An 18,709-nucleotide genomic window follows, 5' to 3' on the forward strand; every position below is an offset into this window, starting at 1 on the left:
GAAAGGGAGTAATCGCTCGGTTGATAACTGGCTGCGGTTGCTCCTTTCTTTTATACCTAAAAAAGGGTATTGTAAGGGATAAGGAAATGCTTTATTTTTGCATCCGAATTTAATTTAACTTAAAATTTTTATGAAACTAACTAAATTTTTCGCCATTCTGGGACTCGGTCTCTGCTTGATGGCTACGAGCTGCTCAAAGGATGAAGACAAAGCTCTCACGGCTGAAGATGTTTGTGGTACCTATTCAGGTGCATTCACTGTTTCTTTAGGTGACGCTCCTTATGCTACTGATAATACAGAAGTGAAAGTGGAAAAGGCTGGAAACAACTTGGTGAACATCACCTTTACTGAAATTACGGGTAGCCCTGCAAGTCCTGGTCGTCCGGCTTCTAAGATGACAAATCTGAAGCTTACTAATGTGAAGTTGACGCTCAATGGTACTACTGCTTCTTTCGAGGCAGATCCTGTTGAAGGTGCTGGCATGATGAATGGTAAGAGTGCTGCCATCAATCATAGCAAAATCTCTGGTACGTTCGCCAATAAGAAGCTGAATCTCAATCTTGATTTCTCTTTCGGCCGTATGTACAAAATGATGAAAGCGCTTTTGAACGGTAAATAGGAAGGTACGAAGAAGTAATATTATCCTTATTCCATAAATGTTGCAGTCCGATGTAAGCAATGCTTGTCGGACTGCTTTTTTTATTACTTTTGCCGGAATTTTAAAAGATACACTCTTATGTTACACTCTTTACGCATGGTCCTGTTAGCAACCATTTTCTGTTTAGCAACATCCGCCTTCTCGCAAAGAGAGGCTGTTATCGGGATATCCCCTGACTACTCCAGTTATGCCACGCTAATCAGCCAACAGGATACCTCCCTTGTTTTTGTCACCGACCAGCGAGACACAATTTCACTCACCATTCTGAAAAAGCCGTGGAAGATGATGAGCCGGATAGGCACATTGCGCCCTGGCGATCGTTATGCTATTGTTGTTCATCCCGATGTGCTGCCAGGTGTAGTTTTTTCTTATTTGAATATCACACAGCTACAGCAGCGTTGGATTTCGCTTACAGATGGGAATAGATTAGATTTTTTACCTGGAGGAAGGTTACGCGGAAGTTCTTCGGTAGCTCTAAAAAATTATCGTATAGATGACTATTGGGGTACAATTTTCGTGAACTTCGATCACTTTTATCCCGCGGGTGATGGAACGTATAGGCGCACAGATGGAGAGGCCTTACTGGAAGTGAAAGAACTTACAGACACCACGCTCGATGTTGTTTTGAAACTGAGCGATTTATCCTATATAAAGCTGGACGATTGGCACATGAAATACCGATGCCAAACACCTGAGGAGCGACAAAACGAGCTGCTCAAACGCTATGGTGTAAGAAAGCAGTGATACAATAAGGGCGTCAGTTGACAGAATAAGGCTGTCAGTTGACGCTCAATGGTTCTACTGCTTCTTTCGCGGCAGATCCTGTTGAAGGTGCTGGCATGATGAACGGCAAGAGTGCTGCCATCAATCATAGCAAAATCTCTGGTACGTTCGCCAATAAGAAGCTGAATCTCAATCTTGATTTCTCTTTCGGCCGTATGTACAAAATGATGAAAGCGCTTTTGAACGGTAAATAGGAAGGTACGAAGAAGTAATATTATCCTTATTCCATAAATGTTGCAGTCCGATGTAAGCAATGCTTGTCGGACTGCTTTTTTTATTACTTTTGCCGAAATTTCAAAACCGATAGATTTATGTTACACTCTTTACGCACGGCTCTTTTAGCAGCTCTTTTCTGTTTGGCAACATCCTCCTTCTCGCAAAGAGAGGCTGTTATCGGGACATCCCCTGACTACTCCAGTTATGCCACGCTAATCAGCCAACAGGACACCTCCCTTGTTTTTGTCACCGACCAGCGGGACACGATTTCGCTCACCATTCTGAAAAAGCCGTGGAAGATGATGAACCGGATAGGCACATTGCGTCCTGGCGATCGTTATGCCCTCATTGTCCAGGCAAATGATCTGCCTGGTGTGGTCTATTCTTATGTAAACCTTACGCAGCTACAGCAGCGTTGGATTTCGCTTACAGATGGGAATACATTAGTGTTTTCTCCTGGTGGAGGATTATGTGGAAGTGCATCGGTATCCCTGGATAATTATCGGATAGATAATTTTTTTGGTACCATTTTCGTGAAATTCCATTACTTTTATCCCACAGGTAGAGGAACCTATGGAATAGAAGAATCAGAAACCTTACTGAAAGTGAAAGAACTTACAGACACCACGCTCGATGTTGTCTTGAAACTAAGCGATTTATACAAGAGCAAGCTGGACGATTGGCACATGAAATACCGATGCCAAACACCTGAGGAGCGACAAAACGAGCTGCTCAAACACTATGGTGTAAGAAAGCAATGATACAATAAGGGCGTCAGTTGACAGAATAAGGTTGTCAGTTGACGCCCTTATTCTGTCAGCTGACGCAATAAGGATATTGATGGGTAAAAAGAAGATAAAGATTGCCTTGCTTATCTCTCAGAATAGCAAAGGCCTATAAAGCAGTATCGCCCTTATAGGCGGCTTCGATTTCTAAGAAATAAACATCGTGGAGACCGCCACCGGGCCGATCGTTATACCAACGCTCGAGTTGTTCTTTATCGAGGAATTTCTCAGGCTCAAAATGTCCTTTGTACATCTTACGACAAACAAGAGTGAGACGGGCTTGCTCGAAAGTCACGGCATCGTCGGCCAGCGCAAGTGGCTTCAACCCTGTGGCTGCCACTTTGTCGAGATCACGCCCCGACTTACTCCCACAAACTTTATGCGCGGCACGCCCAGTCTCTCCCAAGAAAGTAAGCGTCAGGCGATTCTGTTGCTCCACAAAATCATGCGTATAACGCTCGGGACGGATAAAAATAATCGCCACGTGCTTTCCCCAGAGTTCGCCCAGAGCTCCCCAGCTCACTGTCATCATGTTAAAGTTATCCAGAGTACCCGCAGTGACGAGTCCCCACTCTTTGCCGATAAGTTCAAAAACGTTTTCTTTGCCTAACTCAGTAATATCAATTTGTTGCATAATCTTTCTTATAAATTAAAAGTTTCCAGCCGCTCCCCAACGGGAACGGCTGTTGCAGAAAATATTATAAATCTTCGAGATAAATGAAATCGCCACGATCCTTACGTGCCTCGATGAGTTTGTTAAACTTCATCCGTTTGTTACGATTGATAAAGCGACGGGCAAATACGTTTGGAATCGCCACACCGAGGGCTATACAGAAAATCATCATTGAGGCCGACACACCGTTGACTACTGCTGCGCTCATTGTCTGGTTGAGAGTTTCGTGGTCAACAGGCACTTGGATGAACGAATAAAGGGCGCGGTACATCAGCACACCTGGAACCATTGGGATGACACTCGAAATCGTGATAACATGGTTGGGGGTGTGAAGCCAGTGTACTGCTTTCAGCGCTATCAGGCTCACCAGTGCAGAGCCGGCTAAGCTACCGATGACGCCGCCTAAGCCCAACGAGAAAGAACAGCATTCGTCGGGACGCAGGCTTACGAAGTTGCGTGTACAAACTGCTATGATGGCTCCTAAAGCCGCCACCCAGAGCAGTCGCTTGGGGATATTGAAAATCATACTAAAGCCCATTCCAGATATGGCCGCTGCAAGAGCATATTCCCAGTAGTTGTGGTGCGGCACCATTGGTATACCCATAATGTCGGGCTTGAAACCGAAGGTTAGCCCGCAGAACATGAGGGCGAAAGCTATTCCGAAAGCCATTCCAACCATCATCATGGCCGTATTAGTTGCTCTGATGAGCCCCACCTGGTGATTGCCTTCCATCATATCGTCTACAAAATTGATCAGCGGTACTCCCGGCACAATGAAGAGTGCACACGCCAAGAGCGGATGTAGGGGCGTGGTTGTCCAACCGGGCAAGAAGGTAGTGAGCCAAGCCGCGAACGTGGAAACGAATGCTGCAATGGCAATGGACATATATAGATTCACTCCAGCTTTGAGCAGATAGAATCGTGCGCGAAAACCGAGATAAGCACAAATAGATGCTAAAAGAAATGCAATCCAGTCGCAGCCAAACTGTATGCAGAAGCCACCGCAGGCGAAAGCCGCACCAATAGCGGTGACGCGTGGACTATAGTTGCGAGGGCGTTCTTTAATGGTGTTCAACTCCTCTTCAAACTGGTCGATAGAATAATCCTCACGAACTGCACGGAACGTGAGTTTGCTGATAGCGGAAATAGCTGTAAAGTTGATGCCGTGCTTCTCGCAACGCTGAAACTTTGAGAAAGAATGTTCGGCATCGCTGAAATTCACCATCAGCATTTTGTAGTCGATGTAGATGTGAAGATTCTCTTCGGGCAATCCAAAGAAAGCTGCAGTTCGCTTCATGTTGCGCTTGATGCGGTCCGTATTTGCTGAACTTTCAACCAGTAGTTGTCCTGTACGAAGCAGAAGATCGAGTTTCCTACGCAAGTCATGTACTGAATTACTATGAGTGTTTGCTTCCATTTATAAGTTATTGATTTTTCGAGGTGCAAAATTACAAAATTATCGGCAGAAGGCAGTCACCAACACATGGCTTTCCCTTATCGGACAGTAGGAGGAAAACGAAAGAAGACTTATTGCAGTCACAGATGTGATACTGCAATAAGTCTTCTTTTCTATAATCTCAAGCAACGTGCCTTATTTGGCAGCATGCAAGCGCAACTTATAGTGCTGCGTCTTTTGTGCTACACGATATTTCGGTAAAGTATCCACATCTGCACCACAGGAGGCGTTACCCACACCGCGTGTGCAAGCATCGAGGTGCAGCACTACGGCAGGATAACGCTGGAGGTCTTCTTTATGAAGTGCCTCCATTAGCTGCGCGTCAGTATAGTTGAGCGCGGAGAAACTCACATCGCCTTCTGTTTCTACTCGAATGCCACGACCATTCTTATCGGTCAGCGTGAGTTCGCGAAGCAATTCTCGCCCACCCATAGACTGTGGCTTCATATAGCGCTCTCCGCTATTCTCCACCATGGTTGTGTAGCGCCCCATAAGGCTTCCATCGCGGCGGTCGTTATAGTTCTCCCAAGGTCCAAGGGCGTAATAGTTCATGTGCTGGAAGGTACTGTCGAGGTACACTACGATACCAGCGCGGCGAAGGTTTGGCGTCTTCGGCTGAAGGGTTACATCGACATCCACAACGCCTTCGGGATAGAGCGTGTACTTCAGCGTCTGACCGCAGAGAGAGCCGTCGCGCGACACGATAATTTGAGGCGTGCCTTGAGCAGATGTTTCGAGGCGCACCTCTGCCTTATCGGCCAATCCGTCGGACGTGTTGCCGAAGCGGTCGTTCTCAATCCATCGGTGGTTATTGAAAAGGAAACTTCCATCAGCACCTACCACGTGCGTGCTGCCGAGCGTGAGCGAACGAACAGCACCTGTCGTGCGATTGATTTCGATGGCCGATTGGCCGCTCTGATAGCGCACAACATTACCTGGGAGTTCCGTGGCCGTGGGTGCTGCCGATGAGTGGAGCGCAGGCAGAGAGCCGCGCGCAGTCAAGGCAAACTGCTGATGAGCCACCTCGTGTTCTTTAGCGGCATAACGCGTGGCAGCAGCTTCAAGGAGATGAAGCTGAAGAAGAACCTCATCGCCAACAGCGGCTGCAGCACGAAGTTTCACTTTCTTAATAGGAAGCACCAAAGTGAGGCTATCACCAGGAAGCACATTGGGCAGCTTCATAGTTTTCGTACTCACTACGTGGCCGTTCTTCATCACGTCGTAGCGCAGAACAAAGTTGTTGAGACTTGTGAAGTCGTAGTTGTTATAGAGGCGTACTGCCACCGTGTTCTTGTCCACATCCGTGCGCTGCTCTGCAAACTTTACATACTGGAAGGCAGCTTTCACTTCTTTGAGTTTCGCACTCTCCTGGCGCGTAGCAGGCAGAATTCCATTGCAACAGAAGTTGCCCTGATGAGGACCTGGATAGTCGTAGCCCGTTGTGAGGCGGTAAATGCCTTTCTTCATTAGTTGCGGATTGTAGATAGCTTGATCCACCCAATCCCAAATGCAGCCGCCGATGGTGGAGTTACTTTTCTCGATAACATTCCAATACTCCGTCAGGTTGCCGATAGCATTACCCATGGCATGGGCATACTCGCAGATGAACATCGGCTTATCAAGGTTGCTCGTATTCTCGTGCATCCAAGCCATACCTGGGTACATTTTAGAATAGAAATCGGAGAAACGAGAGCCACCATAAGGCTTGCCCGCGCGCGTTCCCTCGTAATGGATGGGACGACTGTCGAGCTCGCGAACTTTCTCGTAGCATTCTTTGAAGTTTGCCCCGTTTCCGGCCTCATTACCGAGACTCCAGAAAATCACAGAAGGATGATTGCGATCGCGAAGCACCATTCGTTCGTCACGGTCTACAAAGGCGGGAATCCAACTGGGACGGTCGGAAATGCTCTGGTTTGCGTGGTCTTCCAAATCAGCTTCTTCCATAACATACATACCGTAGTAGTCGCACAAGAAAGAGAGGCGCGGAGAGTTGGGATAATGGCTCGTGCGGAGCGTATTGACATTGTTTTGCTTCATCAATAAGATGTCGCGCTCCATCTCCGACAAAGTGACAGCTCGTCCATGAGCTGGCGATGTGTCGTGGCGGTTTACGCCTTTGAAGAAGACTTTCTTTCCGTTGATATAAACTAGAGAGTTGGCAACGCGAATATCGCGGAAACCGTATTTTGTACTGAAAGCCATCTCTTCGCGGTCGCCATCGAACTGCTGAATACGCACAGTGTAGAGGTTGGGGGTTTCAGCCGTCCACGCCACAAAGTGGGGCACGTGGAGATTGAGGTTAGCATCCGTCACATTGCCCGGCGTGAGAGCCACTTCAACACTTTTCTCACCCACCTGCTTACCTGCTGGATCGTAGAGCTTCACCACTACGCGGCGTGAGCCAGAAACATTGTCGCGGTTATCGAAAGTCAGATTGACATTCAGCGCGGCGTCGGAGAAGTTCTCAAAGAATTTCGCCGTCAGAACGTGGTCGCGAATGGCAGCTTTGGGTACATCGTAAACATATACGTCGCGGAAAATACCACTCATACGGAACATATCCTGACATTCGAGGTAGCTACCATCGCTCCAGCGGAAAACTTGCACGGCGAGGCGGTTGTGGCCGTCGGTGAGGTACTTGCTGACATCGAACTCAGTCACGTTGTTGCTTCCCTGCGTGTAGCCAACATATTGGCCGTTCACCCAAACGAAAGCAGCCGAGTAGATACCATCGAAGTGGAGGAATGTTCTGCGATTCTTATAGTCAGCTGGAGAGTCGAAGTAGGTTACGTAAGAACCCACGGGGTCTATCCCGTAGTTTTTACCGCCATCGTTGTAACCCGGACGGGCATTGATGAACGGCGGCGTATTGGAATGAGGGTATTCTACATTGCAATAAAGAGGTGTATCATACCCCTTCATCTCCCAATTAGAGGGAACAGAGATGGTGTCCCATGCAGCTTCGTCGAAACCATTTTTCCAGAAATCCATGGGGCGTTTGCTGGGCTCGGAAACAAGGTTAAACTTCCACACACCATTCAGCAAGCGGAAATGGCTGTTTCTTTGCGGATAGAGCCAAGGACTGTTGTAGAAAGCCTTGTCTGCCAGCATCTCCGCCTCTGTTGCGTAGGGGAAATAAGTAGCTACACCCCTTTCTTTATTGATGGCAAAGACGGTTTCGTCCTCCCATTCGTTTTGCTTGAACTTCGGCTTATCAGTCAGCTCAAAGCTAAACCACGCCTGCTGGTCTTTGGCATCGTATTTCACCAATTTGAGACGACCATTAATAAGGGCGTACATTGTGCCCTTACCTTTTGCGCCAGCAGAAATAAGGCGGTAAACATCTGTTTGCCCACTGACGGGTTCAAAGAAGAAGCGGGCGTTGCGCCATGTGCCGCGCTCGGCGGGCCACTGTAGCAGATAGTCGATAGCAGCATTATCGCCGCCATCGTCGAAGTTCTCGTCGTAGTAAGCATTCTGCACGGCATATTCGCCAAGTCCCGCCATCGCGATGTTCCAATACTGACCGCGATTGTTAGGATCAAGCTGTTCGCCAACGATGCGGGCATTGTTCTCGCCGCTGTTACCATTGCCAAGCACCACGTTTGCACCTGCTACGCTGCGAATACGGAAAGTTTGCGAATCGTCAAAACCTGCCACTTTTGATTTGCGGAGCGAGAACACCGTAATTCCTTCCGATGCTTTGCTTTCTGCATCCGTCAGGCAGAGTTGTCCCTTGCGTCCCGCCATCACCTTTTTGCCCTGCTTGTTGGTGGGCAAAAGAGCAACGCCTTGTTTTGTATCGACGAGTTTCCAGAGTTGAGCCTCATCAGAACCATTGATTTCGGCAGCTTTCAGCAGGCCGTCTTCATCGGAACGAATGGCCAAATGCCGAAAAGGATTGACCAATCGGACACTACCACTCAATTCTTCCACTTGCCAATACTGCGATGGATTGGTAGCATCGGCTTTTTGAACAACCACATTGCCTTGATTGTCGACAGAAACCACATCGGTGCCGTTCGCACCCACAAAGATTCCATAGAGTGCCCCTTTCTCGTAGCGCACTTGGGCTGTGAGCACATGGGCAAACAGCAAAAACGCCAGCACGAGTAGAGCTTTCAACGTTACATTTTTTCGATTCATAGGGATTGTAGAATTTTGCACAAAAATAAATATAAAACTTGGGATTTACAAACCACGCCGAAAAGGGAAAACCAAGAAGAGTGATGTCCACATAGATTTTAGCGATCAAGGCTGCCAATGTGAAAGCTACCCACATTCGTTGAAAACCTCGTCAGCAGTAGTCTATTGACGACCTCTTACGGACTTATTTTTCAGAGAAAGCATTCCCGTTTTTTGTTCGTTTTATTTAACAACGCATTTTCTCCTTCTGGAAACAAATCTTACAGAATGTGAGCGAAAACAGGCAAAAGAAGGCGAAAAAAAGAGAGGTTGAAACGAACAACCTCTCCTTTTTAGGACAAAAAGGGAGGAGAAAGCGCTTTTTTTGCATAAAACCAGTGAGCGAAAAGTACCGTAGAGCTATGTTTTTCCTTATTGTGTCAGCCGATACAATAAGGCTGTCAGCTGACATCCTTATTGCGTTTGAAAACTTCCTTATTGTATTTATGAACAGCCTTATTGGACGGGTTGTAGAAACAGAACCTATCCAACGATCAACTTACTGCAAGTTGGATTTCAAACGATTCTCAGAGCCGTAGACTGCGAATATTTTTGATAATATCAAAAAGGAAAAGACGCGCATCAAGGGTGTTGAAAGATAGAGCGACAAAGGTAAAGAGCGGGTATAGCTCCATCCATTTCCAATTCCTCACAACTCTTGCACCTCTGCTTTGGCGTTGCCCATGTTTGCCGTTCCGTCATTTTTCTATACTTTTGCAATGATGAACACCCCCGCACTCGCCCTCGAAAATCTCACCACCGGCTATCGGTCGGGAAAGACCCTTCACCCCGTAGGTCAAAGACTCACGGGAGAAATTGCCGTGGGCGAAATGACGGCACTTGTGGGGCGCAACGGCTGCGGGAAAAGCACGTTGCTCCGCACCTTGGCGAGTTTCCTCCCTCCCATCAGCGGCTCGGTACGCTGGCTCGGTCGAGAACTAACAGAGATGCAGCCGCGAGAGTTATCGCGCCTGCTGAGCATCGTCCTTACCGACCGCCCCGACACGGGCTTTCTCACAGTGCGCGAGATTGTGGAAACGGGGCGTATGCCTTACACCAACTTGACGGGACGCCTCACAGCGAAGGACAGAGAGGTGGCCGACAAGGCGCTCTGCCTGACGGACACGGCCGACTTTGCGCGGCGCCGACTCACGAGCCTTTCCGATGGGGAGAGGCAGCGCGTGATGATTGCGAAAGCCCTCGCACAACAAACTCCGGTCATACTCCTCGATGAACCGACGGCTTTTCTCGACTATCCGGGTAAGATTGAAATGTTGGAACTCCTCACACGATTGGCGCACGAAGAGCACAAAACGATTCTCATCTCTACCCACGACCTCGAACTCACCTTCCAAACGGCCGACCGCCTTTGGTTGCTCGGGCACGAGGGTATTCAGCAAGGGGCTACCCGCGAGATGCTGGAGAGCGGAGTATTGGAAAAAGAGCTGAAGTATGCTCCGCGCTTTGTGGCCGCAGCGAGTGCTGACCAATAAGGTGCAGCAGTCATTTAATAAGAATATTCAACAACAAGATATAAAGGTGCTTGCCTTCTCCCTCCCCCTCGGAGCGGAACGTGGCAAGGTTATAGCGATGATAGTTTGTATTGCCGAAAAGCCGAGCGTAGCGCAAGACATTGCGCGCATATTGGGAGCAACCATTCGTAAGGATGGCTACATGGAAGGAAACGGTTACCAAGTGACGTGGACTTTTGGACATCTCTGCGAATTGAAGTACCCCGAGGATTACACCCCCACGTGGAAGCCTTGGAGCCTCGGGCAACTGCCCATGATACCGCAGCGTTTCGGCATCCGCCTAAAACACGAGAAAAGCATAGAGCACCAGTTTGCTGTCATTAAAGAATTGTTCGAGAAAGCCGACACCATCGTCAATTGTGGTGATGCTGGCCAAGAAGGCGAGCTCATCCAGCGATGGGTGCTCCAGCTCACGGGCGTAAAAAAAGACGTGCAACGGCTCTGGATCTCAAGTATGACGGACGAGGCCATACGCGAAGGCTTCAACACACTCAAGCCGCAAACCAACTACCAAAGCCTCTACGAAGCGGGACTATGCCGCGCCATCGGCGACTGGATTCTGGGAATGAACGCCAGCCGCCTCTACACGCTGAAATACGGACGACGCGAGCGCGGGGCTACTCCGCTCTCCATCGGTCGCGTACAAACGCCCACGTTGGCACTTATCGTCAATCGACAACACGAGATCGACAATTTCACGCCCGAACCTTATTGGGTACTGACTACGGACTATCGCCAAACCACCTTTACTGCCATCACGACCGACCCCAATGAGGACGAACAGCCGGAGGACAGCAAGGGCGGCAAGAAGCAAGGTGCAGCACGGCGCGGCTTCACGAGCGAAGAAGAGGCACGCAACGCACTGGAGAAAATCAAGGATGCGCCGTTCGAGGTGACGAATGTGGAACGAAAGAACGGCACCGAAGCTCCGCCACGCCTCTTCGATTTGACCTCATTGCAGGTGGAATGCAACAAGAAGTTTGGCTATTCGGCCGACGAAACGCTGAAACTCGTACAGAGCCTTTATGAAAAGAAAGTGTCTACCTATCCGCGTGTAGATACCACCTATCTGCCCGACGATATCTATGGGCAGTGTAAAAACATTCTCAATGGCATTTCTGAAGCCTACGGCGAACTCTTGCAACCTCTCCGTGGGGCGCAACTCAAAAAGAGTAAGAAGGTGTTCGACTCATCAAAGGTGACGGACCACCACGCCATTATCCCCACCGGACAGAAGCCTAACAACTTGACGGACATTGAGCGTTCCGTTTTCGACCTCATCGCTCGCCGTTTCATCGCTGCATTCTATCCCGATTGCAAGTTTGCTACAACCACCGTTGAAGGCCAGGCGGCCGATGTGCCGTTTAAAGTGAGCGGCAAGCAAATACTGGTGGCTGGTTGGCGCGATGTGTTTGCACGCGACAAGAAAGAGGACGATGATGACGCCAAGCAGGGCGACGACGAACGCACGCTGCCCGATTTCAAAAAGGGCGAACAAGGGCCACACCAGCCAGGACTAACGCAAAAGATGACGCAGCCGCCGAAGCCCTACACCGAAGCTACACTGCTGCGCGCTATGGAAACGGCTGGACAGAAAGTGGATGATGACGAACTGCGCGATGCGCTCAAAGAAAACGGCATAGGTCGCCCATCAACGCGAGCCGCCATTATCGAAACACTCTTCCGCCGCAACTACATCCGCAAGACGCGCAAATCGCTCTTCCCTACACCCACGGGAACAGAACTCATCGGACTGATAAAAGAGGACTTGCTCAAAAGTGCAGAACTCACCGGACGATGGGAGAAACTCTTACGTGAAATAGAACGCCACGAATATGAACCGGCAGAATTCATCAACGGACTGAAAGAACAGATAGAACGAATTGTACACGACGTGCTTTGCGACAATAGTAACCGCCATGTGACGATGGAACTACCAACCGAAACAACCAGAAAGAAAAGTGCACCGGCAGCTACTGACGCAGCAACCGCCAAACCAAAGACGCCGCGCATCAGAGTGGGCAGCCAGTGTCCCGAATGCGGACAAGGTAAGGTTATCAAAGGCAAAACGGCCTACGGCTGCTCGCGCTGGAAAGAAGGGTGTACATTTAGAAAACCGTTTAAGAAATAAAACACTGAAGGCCTCTGTTATAGTAAAGAACAGAGGCCGCTTATTTACCAACAGCATACGCAAAAACTAAGACATATTTATGCAAAACTCCACGACTTCCTCTTCCGCAGCTACTACTCCCGCATCGCTCCTCGCACAGTGCCGCACCCACGAAGGCGGCATCCTCTTCGATTTCGATGGAACATTGGCCAACACGACACCAGGTATCGTTGCCACGTTGCGCGCCTCTTTCGAGGCGATGGGTCGCCCTGTCCCCGCGGAGGATGCCATGGTGAAAAGTATCGGTTTGCCACTCAACCAGGCGTTTTGCCGGTTGGGAGAATTTAGCAAAGAAGAGGCAGCTACGGCGGTGAGTATCTACGCCGAGCTTTTCATGACTCACGAGATTCCCACCATAGAGTTGTTTCCCGAGGTAAAGACCACGCTGGAGCAGCTCCATGAGCAAGGCATCAGAATAGCGATTGTAACTTCGCGCAATCGGCACAGTCTCGAACTCATCCTTGAGCGGCACGACATCCAAAAGTTTTTTGAAACCAACGTGACTTTCGACGACGGTATCACACCCAAGCCCGCTCCAGATATGGTATTGGCCCTCCTCGACAGGATGCACCTCGCGGCGGATTCCACCCTCGTAGTGGGCGACACCACCTTTGATATTGAGATGGGAAACCGCGCCGGTTGCCACACCTGCGCCGTGAGCTACGGCAACCACGATATAGCAATGCTTCAAACAGCTCACCCTGAATTTATCATCCATCGTTTGGGCGAACTGTTGTAAGAAAAGGAGGCAACGATCTATACCTAAAGCAGAGAAAAGCTATAAGTATGATTGTTTAGCTTGTATTTCTTGTGAAATGTTTATATTTTTGCAGATAATAGGAATAGAATACACTAAAGAAAAGAAATATGAAGAAGATACATTCTCTTTTGTTGATATTGGTAACCTCCTTGTTAGTAGGCTGCGGAACAACATCAACGGTGCCTCTCACTGGGCGCAAACAGAACTTACTCGTTACGGACGCACAAGTGCTGGCGTTGAGTAATCAGCAGTACAAAGAATATATGAGCAAAGCCATACCTTCCACCAATAAGCAGAACACAGAAATGGTGAAACGCGTAGGAAACAGACTGGCCACTGCTGTTCAGAATTACCTCATACAGAATGGCCGTGCGGAGGAGATAAAAAACTACGCTTGGGAGTTCAACCTCGTCCAGGACAAGAACGTCAATGCGTTCTGTATGCCTGGCGGAAAAATTGTGGTGTATGAAGGTCTTCTGCCATACACCAAAGACGAAGCATCACTGGCCATTGTTTTGGGACACGAGATAGCCCACGCTGTGGCGCGCCATAGTGCCGAGCAGATGTCGAAGCGCATGAAGGCGCAATATGGTGCAACAGCATTTAGTGCCATCTTGGGCGCAACCACCAATAGCTCTTGGCAAGCGCTGGGCAACGAAGTTTTCGGATTCGGCGCCAATAGCGTGCTGCGCAAATTCTCCCGCAACCACGAGAGCGAAGCCGACTACATGGGACTTATCTTTGCTGCCATGGCTGGCTACGACCCCACGGTGGCGGTGGCCTTTTGGCAACGCATGGCTGCAAGCGGAGGTAGTAAGCCCGCTGAGTTTTTCTCCGATCACCCCTCTGATGAACATCGCATTTTGGCCATTCAGAAGGATTTGCCAGAGGCGTTAAAATACTACAAGCCACAACAACATACTTCAGCTTCTGCCTTTTCTGTGTCCTCTCCTCAACGCAACCAAACTACACCTGGTGCAGCGAAGAAGAAGCAGACCACAAAGAAACGTCGATAAACTTTTGGGACACTGATTCGTCCATTTCTCGATTTTTTTCGTCCCTCGTCACGGACGTTTTGTTCTTAAAAAAACTCTCATGCAATATAAGTGGAACTACGTGAAGCCATCGCCGGAAGCAACGGCCGAAGCTGAAGAAGTAGCCCAACGTGCGGGAATTCACCCCGTCTTTGGGAAACTTCTCCTCGATCGTGGCATTCGGGAGCCGCAAGAAGTAAAGCGTTTCTTCAAGCCCCAACTAACGGATCTTTACGACCCGTTTTTGATGAACGATATGCAGCGGGCGGTTGGCCGACTCAACGATGCTATAGCTCGCAAGGAACGTGTCATGATCTACGGCGATTATGACGTTGATGGCTGTACGGCTGTGGCGCTCGTTTATAAATTCCTCCTCCAGTATTATGCCAATCTCGACTACTATATCCCTGATCGCTACGAAGAGGGATATGGCATTTCGAAGAAAGGTGTGGATTTCGCCTACGAAACGGGCGTGAAACTCATCATCGTGTTGGACTGTGGTATCAAGGCTGTTGAGGAAATTGCTTACGCCAAGGATTTGGGTATCGACTTCATCATCTGCGACCACCATGTGCCCGATGCAGTGCTGCCTCCCGCCGTTGCCATTCTGAATCCAAAGCGCACCGACAACCACTACCCTTACGACCACTTGAGCGGCTGCGGCGTAGGTTTCAAGCTGATGCAGGCTTTCGCCGTTAGCAACGGTATCGAGTTCAACAAACTCATGGAGTTGCTCGACCTCTGCGCCGTGTCCATCGCTTCCGATATTGTGCCCATCATGGGAGAGAACCGAATTTTGGCATGGCATGGTCTGCGCCGTCTCAACTCCAATCCCTCCGTTGGTTTACAAGCCATCATTGAGGTGTGCGGCCTGAGCGAGCGCGAACTAACACTGAATGATATTATCTTCAAGATAGGTCCGCGCATCAATGCGAGCGGACGTATCCAGAACGGCAAAGAAGCTGTCAAACTCTTGGTGGAACAGGACTATTCGGCAGCAGTAGAGATGGCAGAGCGCATCAACCTCTTCAATGAGATGCGCAAGGACATCGACAAACAAATGACAGAGCAAGCCGTCAACCACGTCAAAGAAATGCCCGATCTCGAAGAACGCAAGAGTATCGTGGTCTTTAATAAAGAATGGCACAAAGGCGTTATCGGTATTGTGGCTTCACGCCTCACCGAACAGTACTATCGTCCCGTCGTGGTGCTCACGGAGAGTGAGGGCGTAGCCACTGGCTCGGCGCGCTCGGTATCAGGTTTCGATGTGTATGGAGCTGTGCGTAGCTGTGCCGACTTACTGAATAATTTCGGTGGTCATACTTACGCTGCGGGGCTTTCTATGCGTGTGGAGAACGTGCCCGAATTTGCTCGCCGCTTTGAGGAATATGCTGAAAACCACATTCTCGACGAACAAATGGAAGCTACGCTCGAGGTCGACGCCGTGCTTGACTTCAGCGACATCACGTTCGACTTCTACCGACAGTTGCGCAAGTTCGCTCCGTTCGGACCTGATAATGCTCGCCCCACCTTTTGCACCCATCGTGTCTACGATTATGGCACGAGCAAGGTGGTGGGACGTGGGCAAGAACACATCAAGCTGGAACTTGTCGACAATAAGAGCAATACGGTGATGAATGGTATTGCTTTCGGACAAAGTAGTCAGGCGCGCTACATCAAGACGAAGCGCGCGTTCGACATCTGCTACTCCATCGAAGAGAATACGCACAAGCGTGGTGAGGTGCAATTGCAGATTGTCGATATCAAACCTTGCGAATGAAAAAACAAGTGCCTCCTTCTCCCTCCCAGTCTGAGGACAACAACTCACAACTCCCCGAATGGGCGAATGCCGCAGCAGCACCTCTTCCCTCAAAGGAAGATGAGGAGGGAGGCATACTCCCCTCGTCCAACATTCCTCTACCCGAACACATCGGCGAAACGCCCACCCTCAGCTCCTCTTCCCTCTCTCAGCAGAAGCTAACGGAGGAGTCTCTCTCGTCTCCCTCTGCTATCCTCTCCCACTATTGGCACTACCCCGCTTTCCGCGGCATCCAGTTGCCCATCATAGAGAGCATTCTATCTGGTCACGACACACTAGGACTTATGCCCACGGGCGGTGGAAAGAGCATCACCTTCCAAGTACCAGGGCTAGCAATGGAGGGCACTTGCTTAGTGGTTTCTCCCCTTATTGCACTGATGAAAGACCAGGTGCAAAACTTGCGCCGGCGAGGCATAACGGCCGCCGCCATCTATACGGGTCTTTCCCACGATGAAGTACTCCAAGTGTTGGACAACGCTATTTTCAACGCCTATAAGTTTCTGTATGTTTCGCCCGAACGCCTTGGCACGAAGCTCTTTCAGCAGAAACTTGCTCACATGCACATTTCCTTTATCACCGTTGACGAAGCCCACTGCATCTCCCAGTGGGGATACGATTTTCGCCCCTCTTATCTCCAGATTGCCGAGGTGCGCAAATTGCTGCCCGATGCTCCCGTGCTGGCCCTTACGGCAACGGCCACTCCCGAGGTTGTCGATGACATCTGCGCCCAGTTGGCATTCCGCCCCGACAGCGAAGTGCATCGCATGAGCTTTGCGCGGGATAATTTGGCATACGTCGTGCGCCGCACCTCTGATAAATTCCAAGAACTCCTCCACATTCTCAACAGCGTCCCTGGCAGCGCCATCGTTTACGAACGCAGCCGAAAGGGCACAGCCGAAACAGCTAAAGCCCTCAATGAGGCGGGCATCCGCGCGCTCTACTACCACGCTGGGTTGACCAATGTGGACAAGGACGTGCGGCAAAAAGCATGGCAGGACGATGATACGCGCGTCATGGTGGCTACCAACGCCTTCGGTATGGGTATCGACAAGCCCGACGTACGCATAGTGGTTCACATGGATTTACCAGATTCCATCGAAGCCTATTTTCAGGAGGCGGGGCGAGCAGGACGCGATGGGAAAAAGGCGTATGCCGTACTCCTATATAACAATTCCGACCATGGCAAACTCTCGCGGCGCGTGCCCGAGACATTTCCCGAGAAAGACTATGTGCGGGAAGTGTATAACAAGTTGGCCTATTTCTTCCAACTGGCGGTGGGCGATGGCTTCAATGTGAGGTATGAATTCAATCTCGACAAGTTTTGCTTGCGTTTCCATTGTTTCCCCGTTCCCGTTGTCAGTGCCCTCAATCTCCTCATGCGAGCTGGCTATCTCCACTATGAGGAAGAGAGCGAAAGCACCTCACGTGTGCAGATGCTCGTGAGTCGGGAGGAACTGTACCACATTCGCGACTATCCCGAGGGCAACGATGTGCTCAAGGCTCTCCTGCGCGATTATAGCGGTCTTTTTTCCGATTATGTCAATATCGAGGAAAAACGCTTGGCGATAGATTCAGGATGGTCGGAACATGAGGTGTATGAGATTCTGAAAGGACTCACGCGCCGCCGTATCCTCCATTATATCCCACGCAAGAAAACACCTTATATCACTTTCCTACAACGCCGTGTGGAGGGAAAGGATATTGTCCTCTCTCCCGAGGTCTACGATAAGCGCAAGACTGTCTACGAAGCGCGCATCAATAGTATGCTCAACTATGCAGCACATTCTGACACCTGCCGCAGCCGCTACCTGCTCCACTATTTTGGAGAAGAACAAACGGCCGACTGTGCACAGTGTGACGTATGCCTTGAGCGTGTAGCGCTCCTCAAAAATACGCCTCATCTGGATGCGCACATCCTCAACATCCTTGCCGACCGCCGCCCGCATCGCCTTGCTGATCTACAAGATGCACGCTTCCGTGCTGAAGACCTCGCGGCGACTCTCGAACAACTTGTTGAGGAAGAACGCATCACTTACCATAACGGGCGCTTCCGACTCAATGCGGAAGCACAATAGCACGCTCTCCAACGAAGATTTCAGCCACAAATCATCCACTAACTTTTTACGCCAGAAACCACCCACAGCACCTACTTCTGCTCCGCCGTCTCCCCCTCACAGATATCCTTATTGCGTTTAAGAATACAATAAGGATGTCAGTTGATAGCCTTATTGCGTCAGCCGACACCCTTATTGCGTCAGGACATAGAATAAACCTATCCGCACACGCCCTTATTGTGTTCACACCCACTGCGATGTAACGTATTCACTCACTGTCCCCGGCAGGGACACACCATGCTTAACCGCGGGTGATGCCCAAAGGGCGAACCCGTGGGAAAGGGATGCACAAACCTCCGACGCAGGAAGCGTCGCACAGCACCCACTCTCCTCCTCCCAGGATTTTATTTTTCGTTGTCACGTCGTCACGTTGTCACGCTTTGAGCATAACCGCCTGAGGATGTACACTTTATGAGGGTGACAACGGTGTGACAACAAAGAAAAATTGTTGTCACACACATAAGCTCCTCTCTATCAGCATCTTCGCCTCTTCCGTGACAACGTGACAACAAAAATCGAGTTTT

The 18,709-nt window shown here is 49.9% G+C and carries 13 protein-coding genes; 10 read left to right on the forward strand and 3 right to left on the reverse strand.

The window, feature by feature from the left end:
• Nucleotides 1-130: 130 nt before the first annotated feature.
• From ACO4R2_RS00825 to ACO4R2_RS00840, 4 genes are all read left to right on the forward strand, one after another.
• Complete coding sequence (locus tag ACO4R2_RS00825; RefSeq protein WP_484768819.1) at nt 131-619, forward strand: calycin-like domain-containing protein; 489 nt, start codon at nt 131-133, stop codon at nt 617-619.
• Nucleotides 620-736: 117 nt separating this feature from the next.
• Entirely contained in the window at nt 737-1,402 is a 666-nt protein-coding gene (locus tag ACO4R2_RS00830; protein ID WP_484768820.1) for a hypothetical protein, read from the forward strand.
• A gap of 38 nt (nt 1,403-1,440) precedes the next feature.
• A complete protein-coding gene (locus ACO4R2_RS00835) occupies nt 1,441-1,635 on the forward strand; it encodes a hypothetical protein (protein ID WP_484768821.1) in 195 nt (64 codons plus the stop codon).
• Nucleotides 1,636-1,752: 117 nt separating this feature from the next.
• On the forward strand, nt 1,753-2,418 hold the full coding sequence (locus tag ACO4R2_RS00840) for a hypothetical protein (protein WP_484768822.1): 666 nt from the start codon (nt 1,753-1,755) through the stop codon (nt 2,416-2,418).
• Nucleotides 2,419-2,551: 133 nt separating this feature from the next.
• Here the strand turns inward: ACO4R2_RS00840 and ACO4R2_RS00845 are convergent, their stop codons facing one another.
• The 3 genes from ACO4R2_RS00845 to ACO4R2_RS00855 all read right to left on the reverse strand — a co-directional run bounded on the left by ACO4R2_RS00845 (nt 2,552) and on the right by ACO4R2_RS00855 (nt 8,717).
• Nucleotides 2,552-3,076, reverse strand: coding sequence for a flavin reductase (locus ACO4R2_RS00845; protein ID WP_484768823.1), 525 nt, complete (start codon nt 3,074-3,076; stop codon nt 2,552-2,554).
• A gap of 64 nt (nt 3,077-3,140) precedes the next feature.
• Nucleotides 3,141-4,532, reverse strand: coding sequence for a threonine/serine exporter family protein (locus tag ACO4R2_RS00850; RefSeq protein WP_484768824.1), 1,392 nt, complete (start codon nt 4,530-4,532; stop codon nt 3,141-3,143).
• 174 nt (nt 4,533-4,706) lie between these two features.
• Nucleotides 4,707-8,717 carry a glycoside hydrolase family 2 TIM barrel-domain containing protein gene (locus tag ACO4R2_RS00855; protein WP_484768825.1) on the reverse strand — a complete coding sequence of 1,337 codons (4,011 nt, stop codon included), beginning with the start codon at nt 8,715-8,717 and terminating at the stop codon, nt 4,707-4,709.
• 758 nt (nt 8,718-9,475) lie between these two features.
• Here ACO4R2_RS00855 and ACO4R2_RS00860 point away from each other — a divergent pair.
• From ACO4R2_RS00860 to ACO4R2_RS00885, 6 genes are all read left to right on the forward strand, one after another.
• On the forward strand, nt 9,476-10,249 hold the full coding sequence (locus tag ACO4R2_RS00860) for an ABC transporter ATP-binding protein (RefSeq protein ID WP_484768826.1): 774 nt from the start codon (nt 9,476-9,478) through the stop codon (nt 10,247-10,249).
• Between the two features lie 97 nt (nt 10,250-10,346).
• On the forward strand, nt 10,347-12,419 hold the full coding sequence (locus tag ACO4R2_RS00865) for a DNA topoisomerase 3 (RefSeq protein ID WP_484768851.1): 2,073 nt from the start codon (nt 10,347-10,349) through the stop codon (nt 12,417-12,419).
• A 79-nt stretch (nt 12,420-12,498) separates the two neighbouring features.
• Nucleotides 12,499-13,197: an HAD family hydrolase gene (locus ACO4R2_RS00870; RefSeq protein ID WP_484768827.1), complete on the forward strand. Its 699-nt coding sequence runs from the start codon at nt 12,499-12,501 to the stop codon at nt 13,195-13,197.
• Between the two features lie 128 nt (nt 13,198-13,325).
• Complete coding sequence (locus ACO4R2_RS00875) at nt 13,326-14,234, forward strand: M48 family metallopeptidase (RefSeq protein WP_484768828.1); 909 nt, start codon at nt 13,326-13,328, stop codon at nt 14,232-14,234.
• Between the two features lie 79 nt (nt 14,235-14,313).
• Nucleotides 14,314-16,032, forward strand: coding sequence for a single-stranded-DNA-specific exonuclease RecJ (gene recJ, locus ACO4R2_RS00880; RefSeq protein WP_484768829.1), 1,719 nt, complete (start codon nt 14,314-14,316; stop codon nt 16,030-16,032).
• On the forward strand, nt 16,029-18,146 hold the full coding sequence (locus ACO4R2_RS00885) for a RecQ family ATP-dependent DNA helicase (protein WP_484768830.1): 2,118 nt from the start codon (nt 16,029-16,031) through the stop codon (nt 18,144-18,146). The genes recJ and ACO4R2_RS00885 overlap by 4 nt, the downstream gene beginning before the upstream one ends.
• The last annotated feature ends 563 nt before the right edge of the window (nt 18,147-18,709 follow it).

The organism is Alloprevotella sp., assembly GCF_057240785.1.

Bases quoted from the DNA above. Each gene is read 5' to 3' on its own strand.
- ACO4R2_RS00825 (WP_484768819.1), top strand. From the start codon at position 131: ATGAAACTAACTAAATTTTTCGCCATTCTGGGACTCGGTCTCTGCTTG.
- ACO4R2_RS00855 (WP_484768825.1), bottom strand. From the start codon at position 8,717: ATGAATCGAAAAAATGTAACGTTGAAAGCTCTACTCGTGCTGGCGTTT.
- ACO4R2_RS00870 (WP_484768827.1), top strand. From the start codon at position 12,499: ATGCAAAACTCCACGACTTCCTCTTCCGCAGCTACTACTCCCGCATCG.
- ACO4R2_RS00860 (WP_484768826.1), top strand. From the start codon at position 9,476: ATGATGAACACCCCCGCACTCGCCCTCGAAAATCTCACCACCGGCTAT.
- ACO4R2_RS00845 (WP_484768823.1), bottom strand. From the start codon at position 3,076: ATGCAACAAATTGATATTACTGAGTTAGGCAAAGAAAACGTTTTTGAA.
- ACO4R2_RS00875 (WP_484768828.1), top strand. From the start codon at position 13,326: ATGAAGAAGATACATTCTCTTTTGTTGATATTGGTAACCTCCTTGTTA.
- ACO4R2_RS00850 (WP_484768824.1), bottom strand. From the start codon at position 4,532: ATGGAAGCAAACACTCATAGTAATTCAGTACATGACTTGCGTAGGAAA.
- ACO4R2_RS00865 (WP_484768851.1), top strand. From the start codon at position 10,347: ATGATAGTTTGTATTGCCGAAAAGCCGAGCGTAGCGCAAGACATTGCG.
- recJ (WP_484768829.1), top strand. From the start codon at position 14,314: ATGCAATATAAGTGGAACTACGTGAAGCCATCGCCGGAAGCAACGGCC.
- ACO4R2_RS00840 (WP_484768822.1), top strand. From the start codon at position 1,753: ATGTTACACTCTTTACGCACGGCTCTTTTAGCAGCTCTTTTCTGTTTG.
- ACO4R2_RS00830 (WP_484768820.1), top strand. From the start codon at position 737: ATGTTACACTCTTTACGCATGGTCCTGTTAGCAACCATTTTCTGTTTA.
- ACO4R2_RS00885 (WP_484768830.1), top strand. From the start codon at position 16,029: ATGAAAAAACAAGTGCCTCCTTCTCCCTCCCAGTCTGAGGACAACAAC.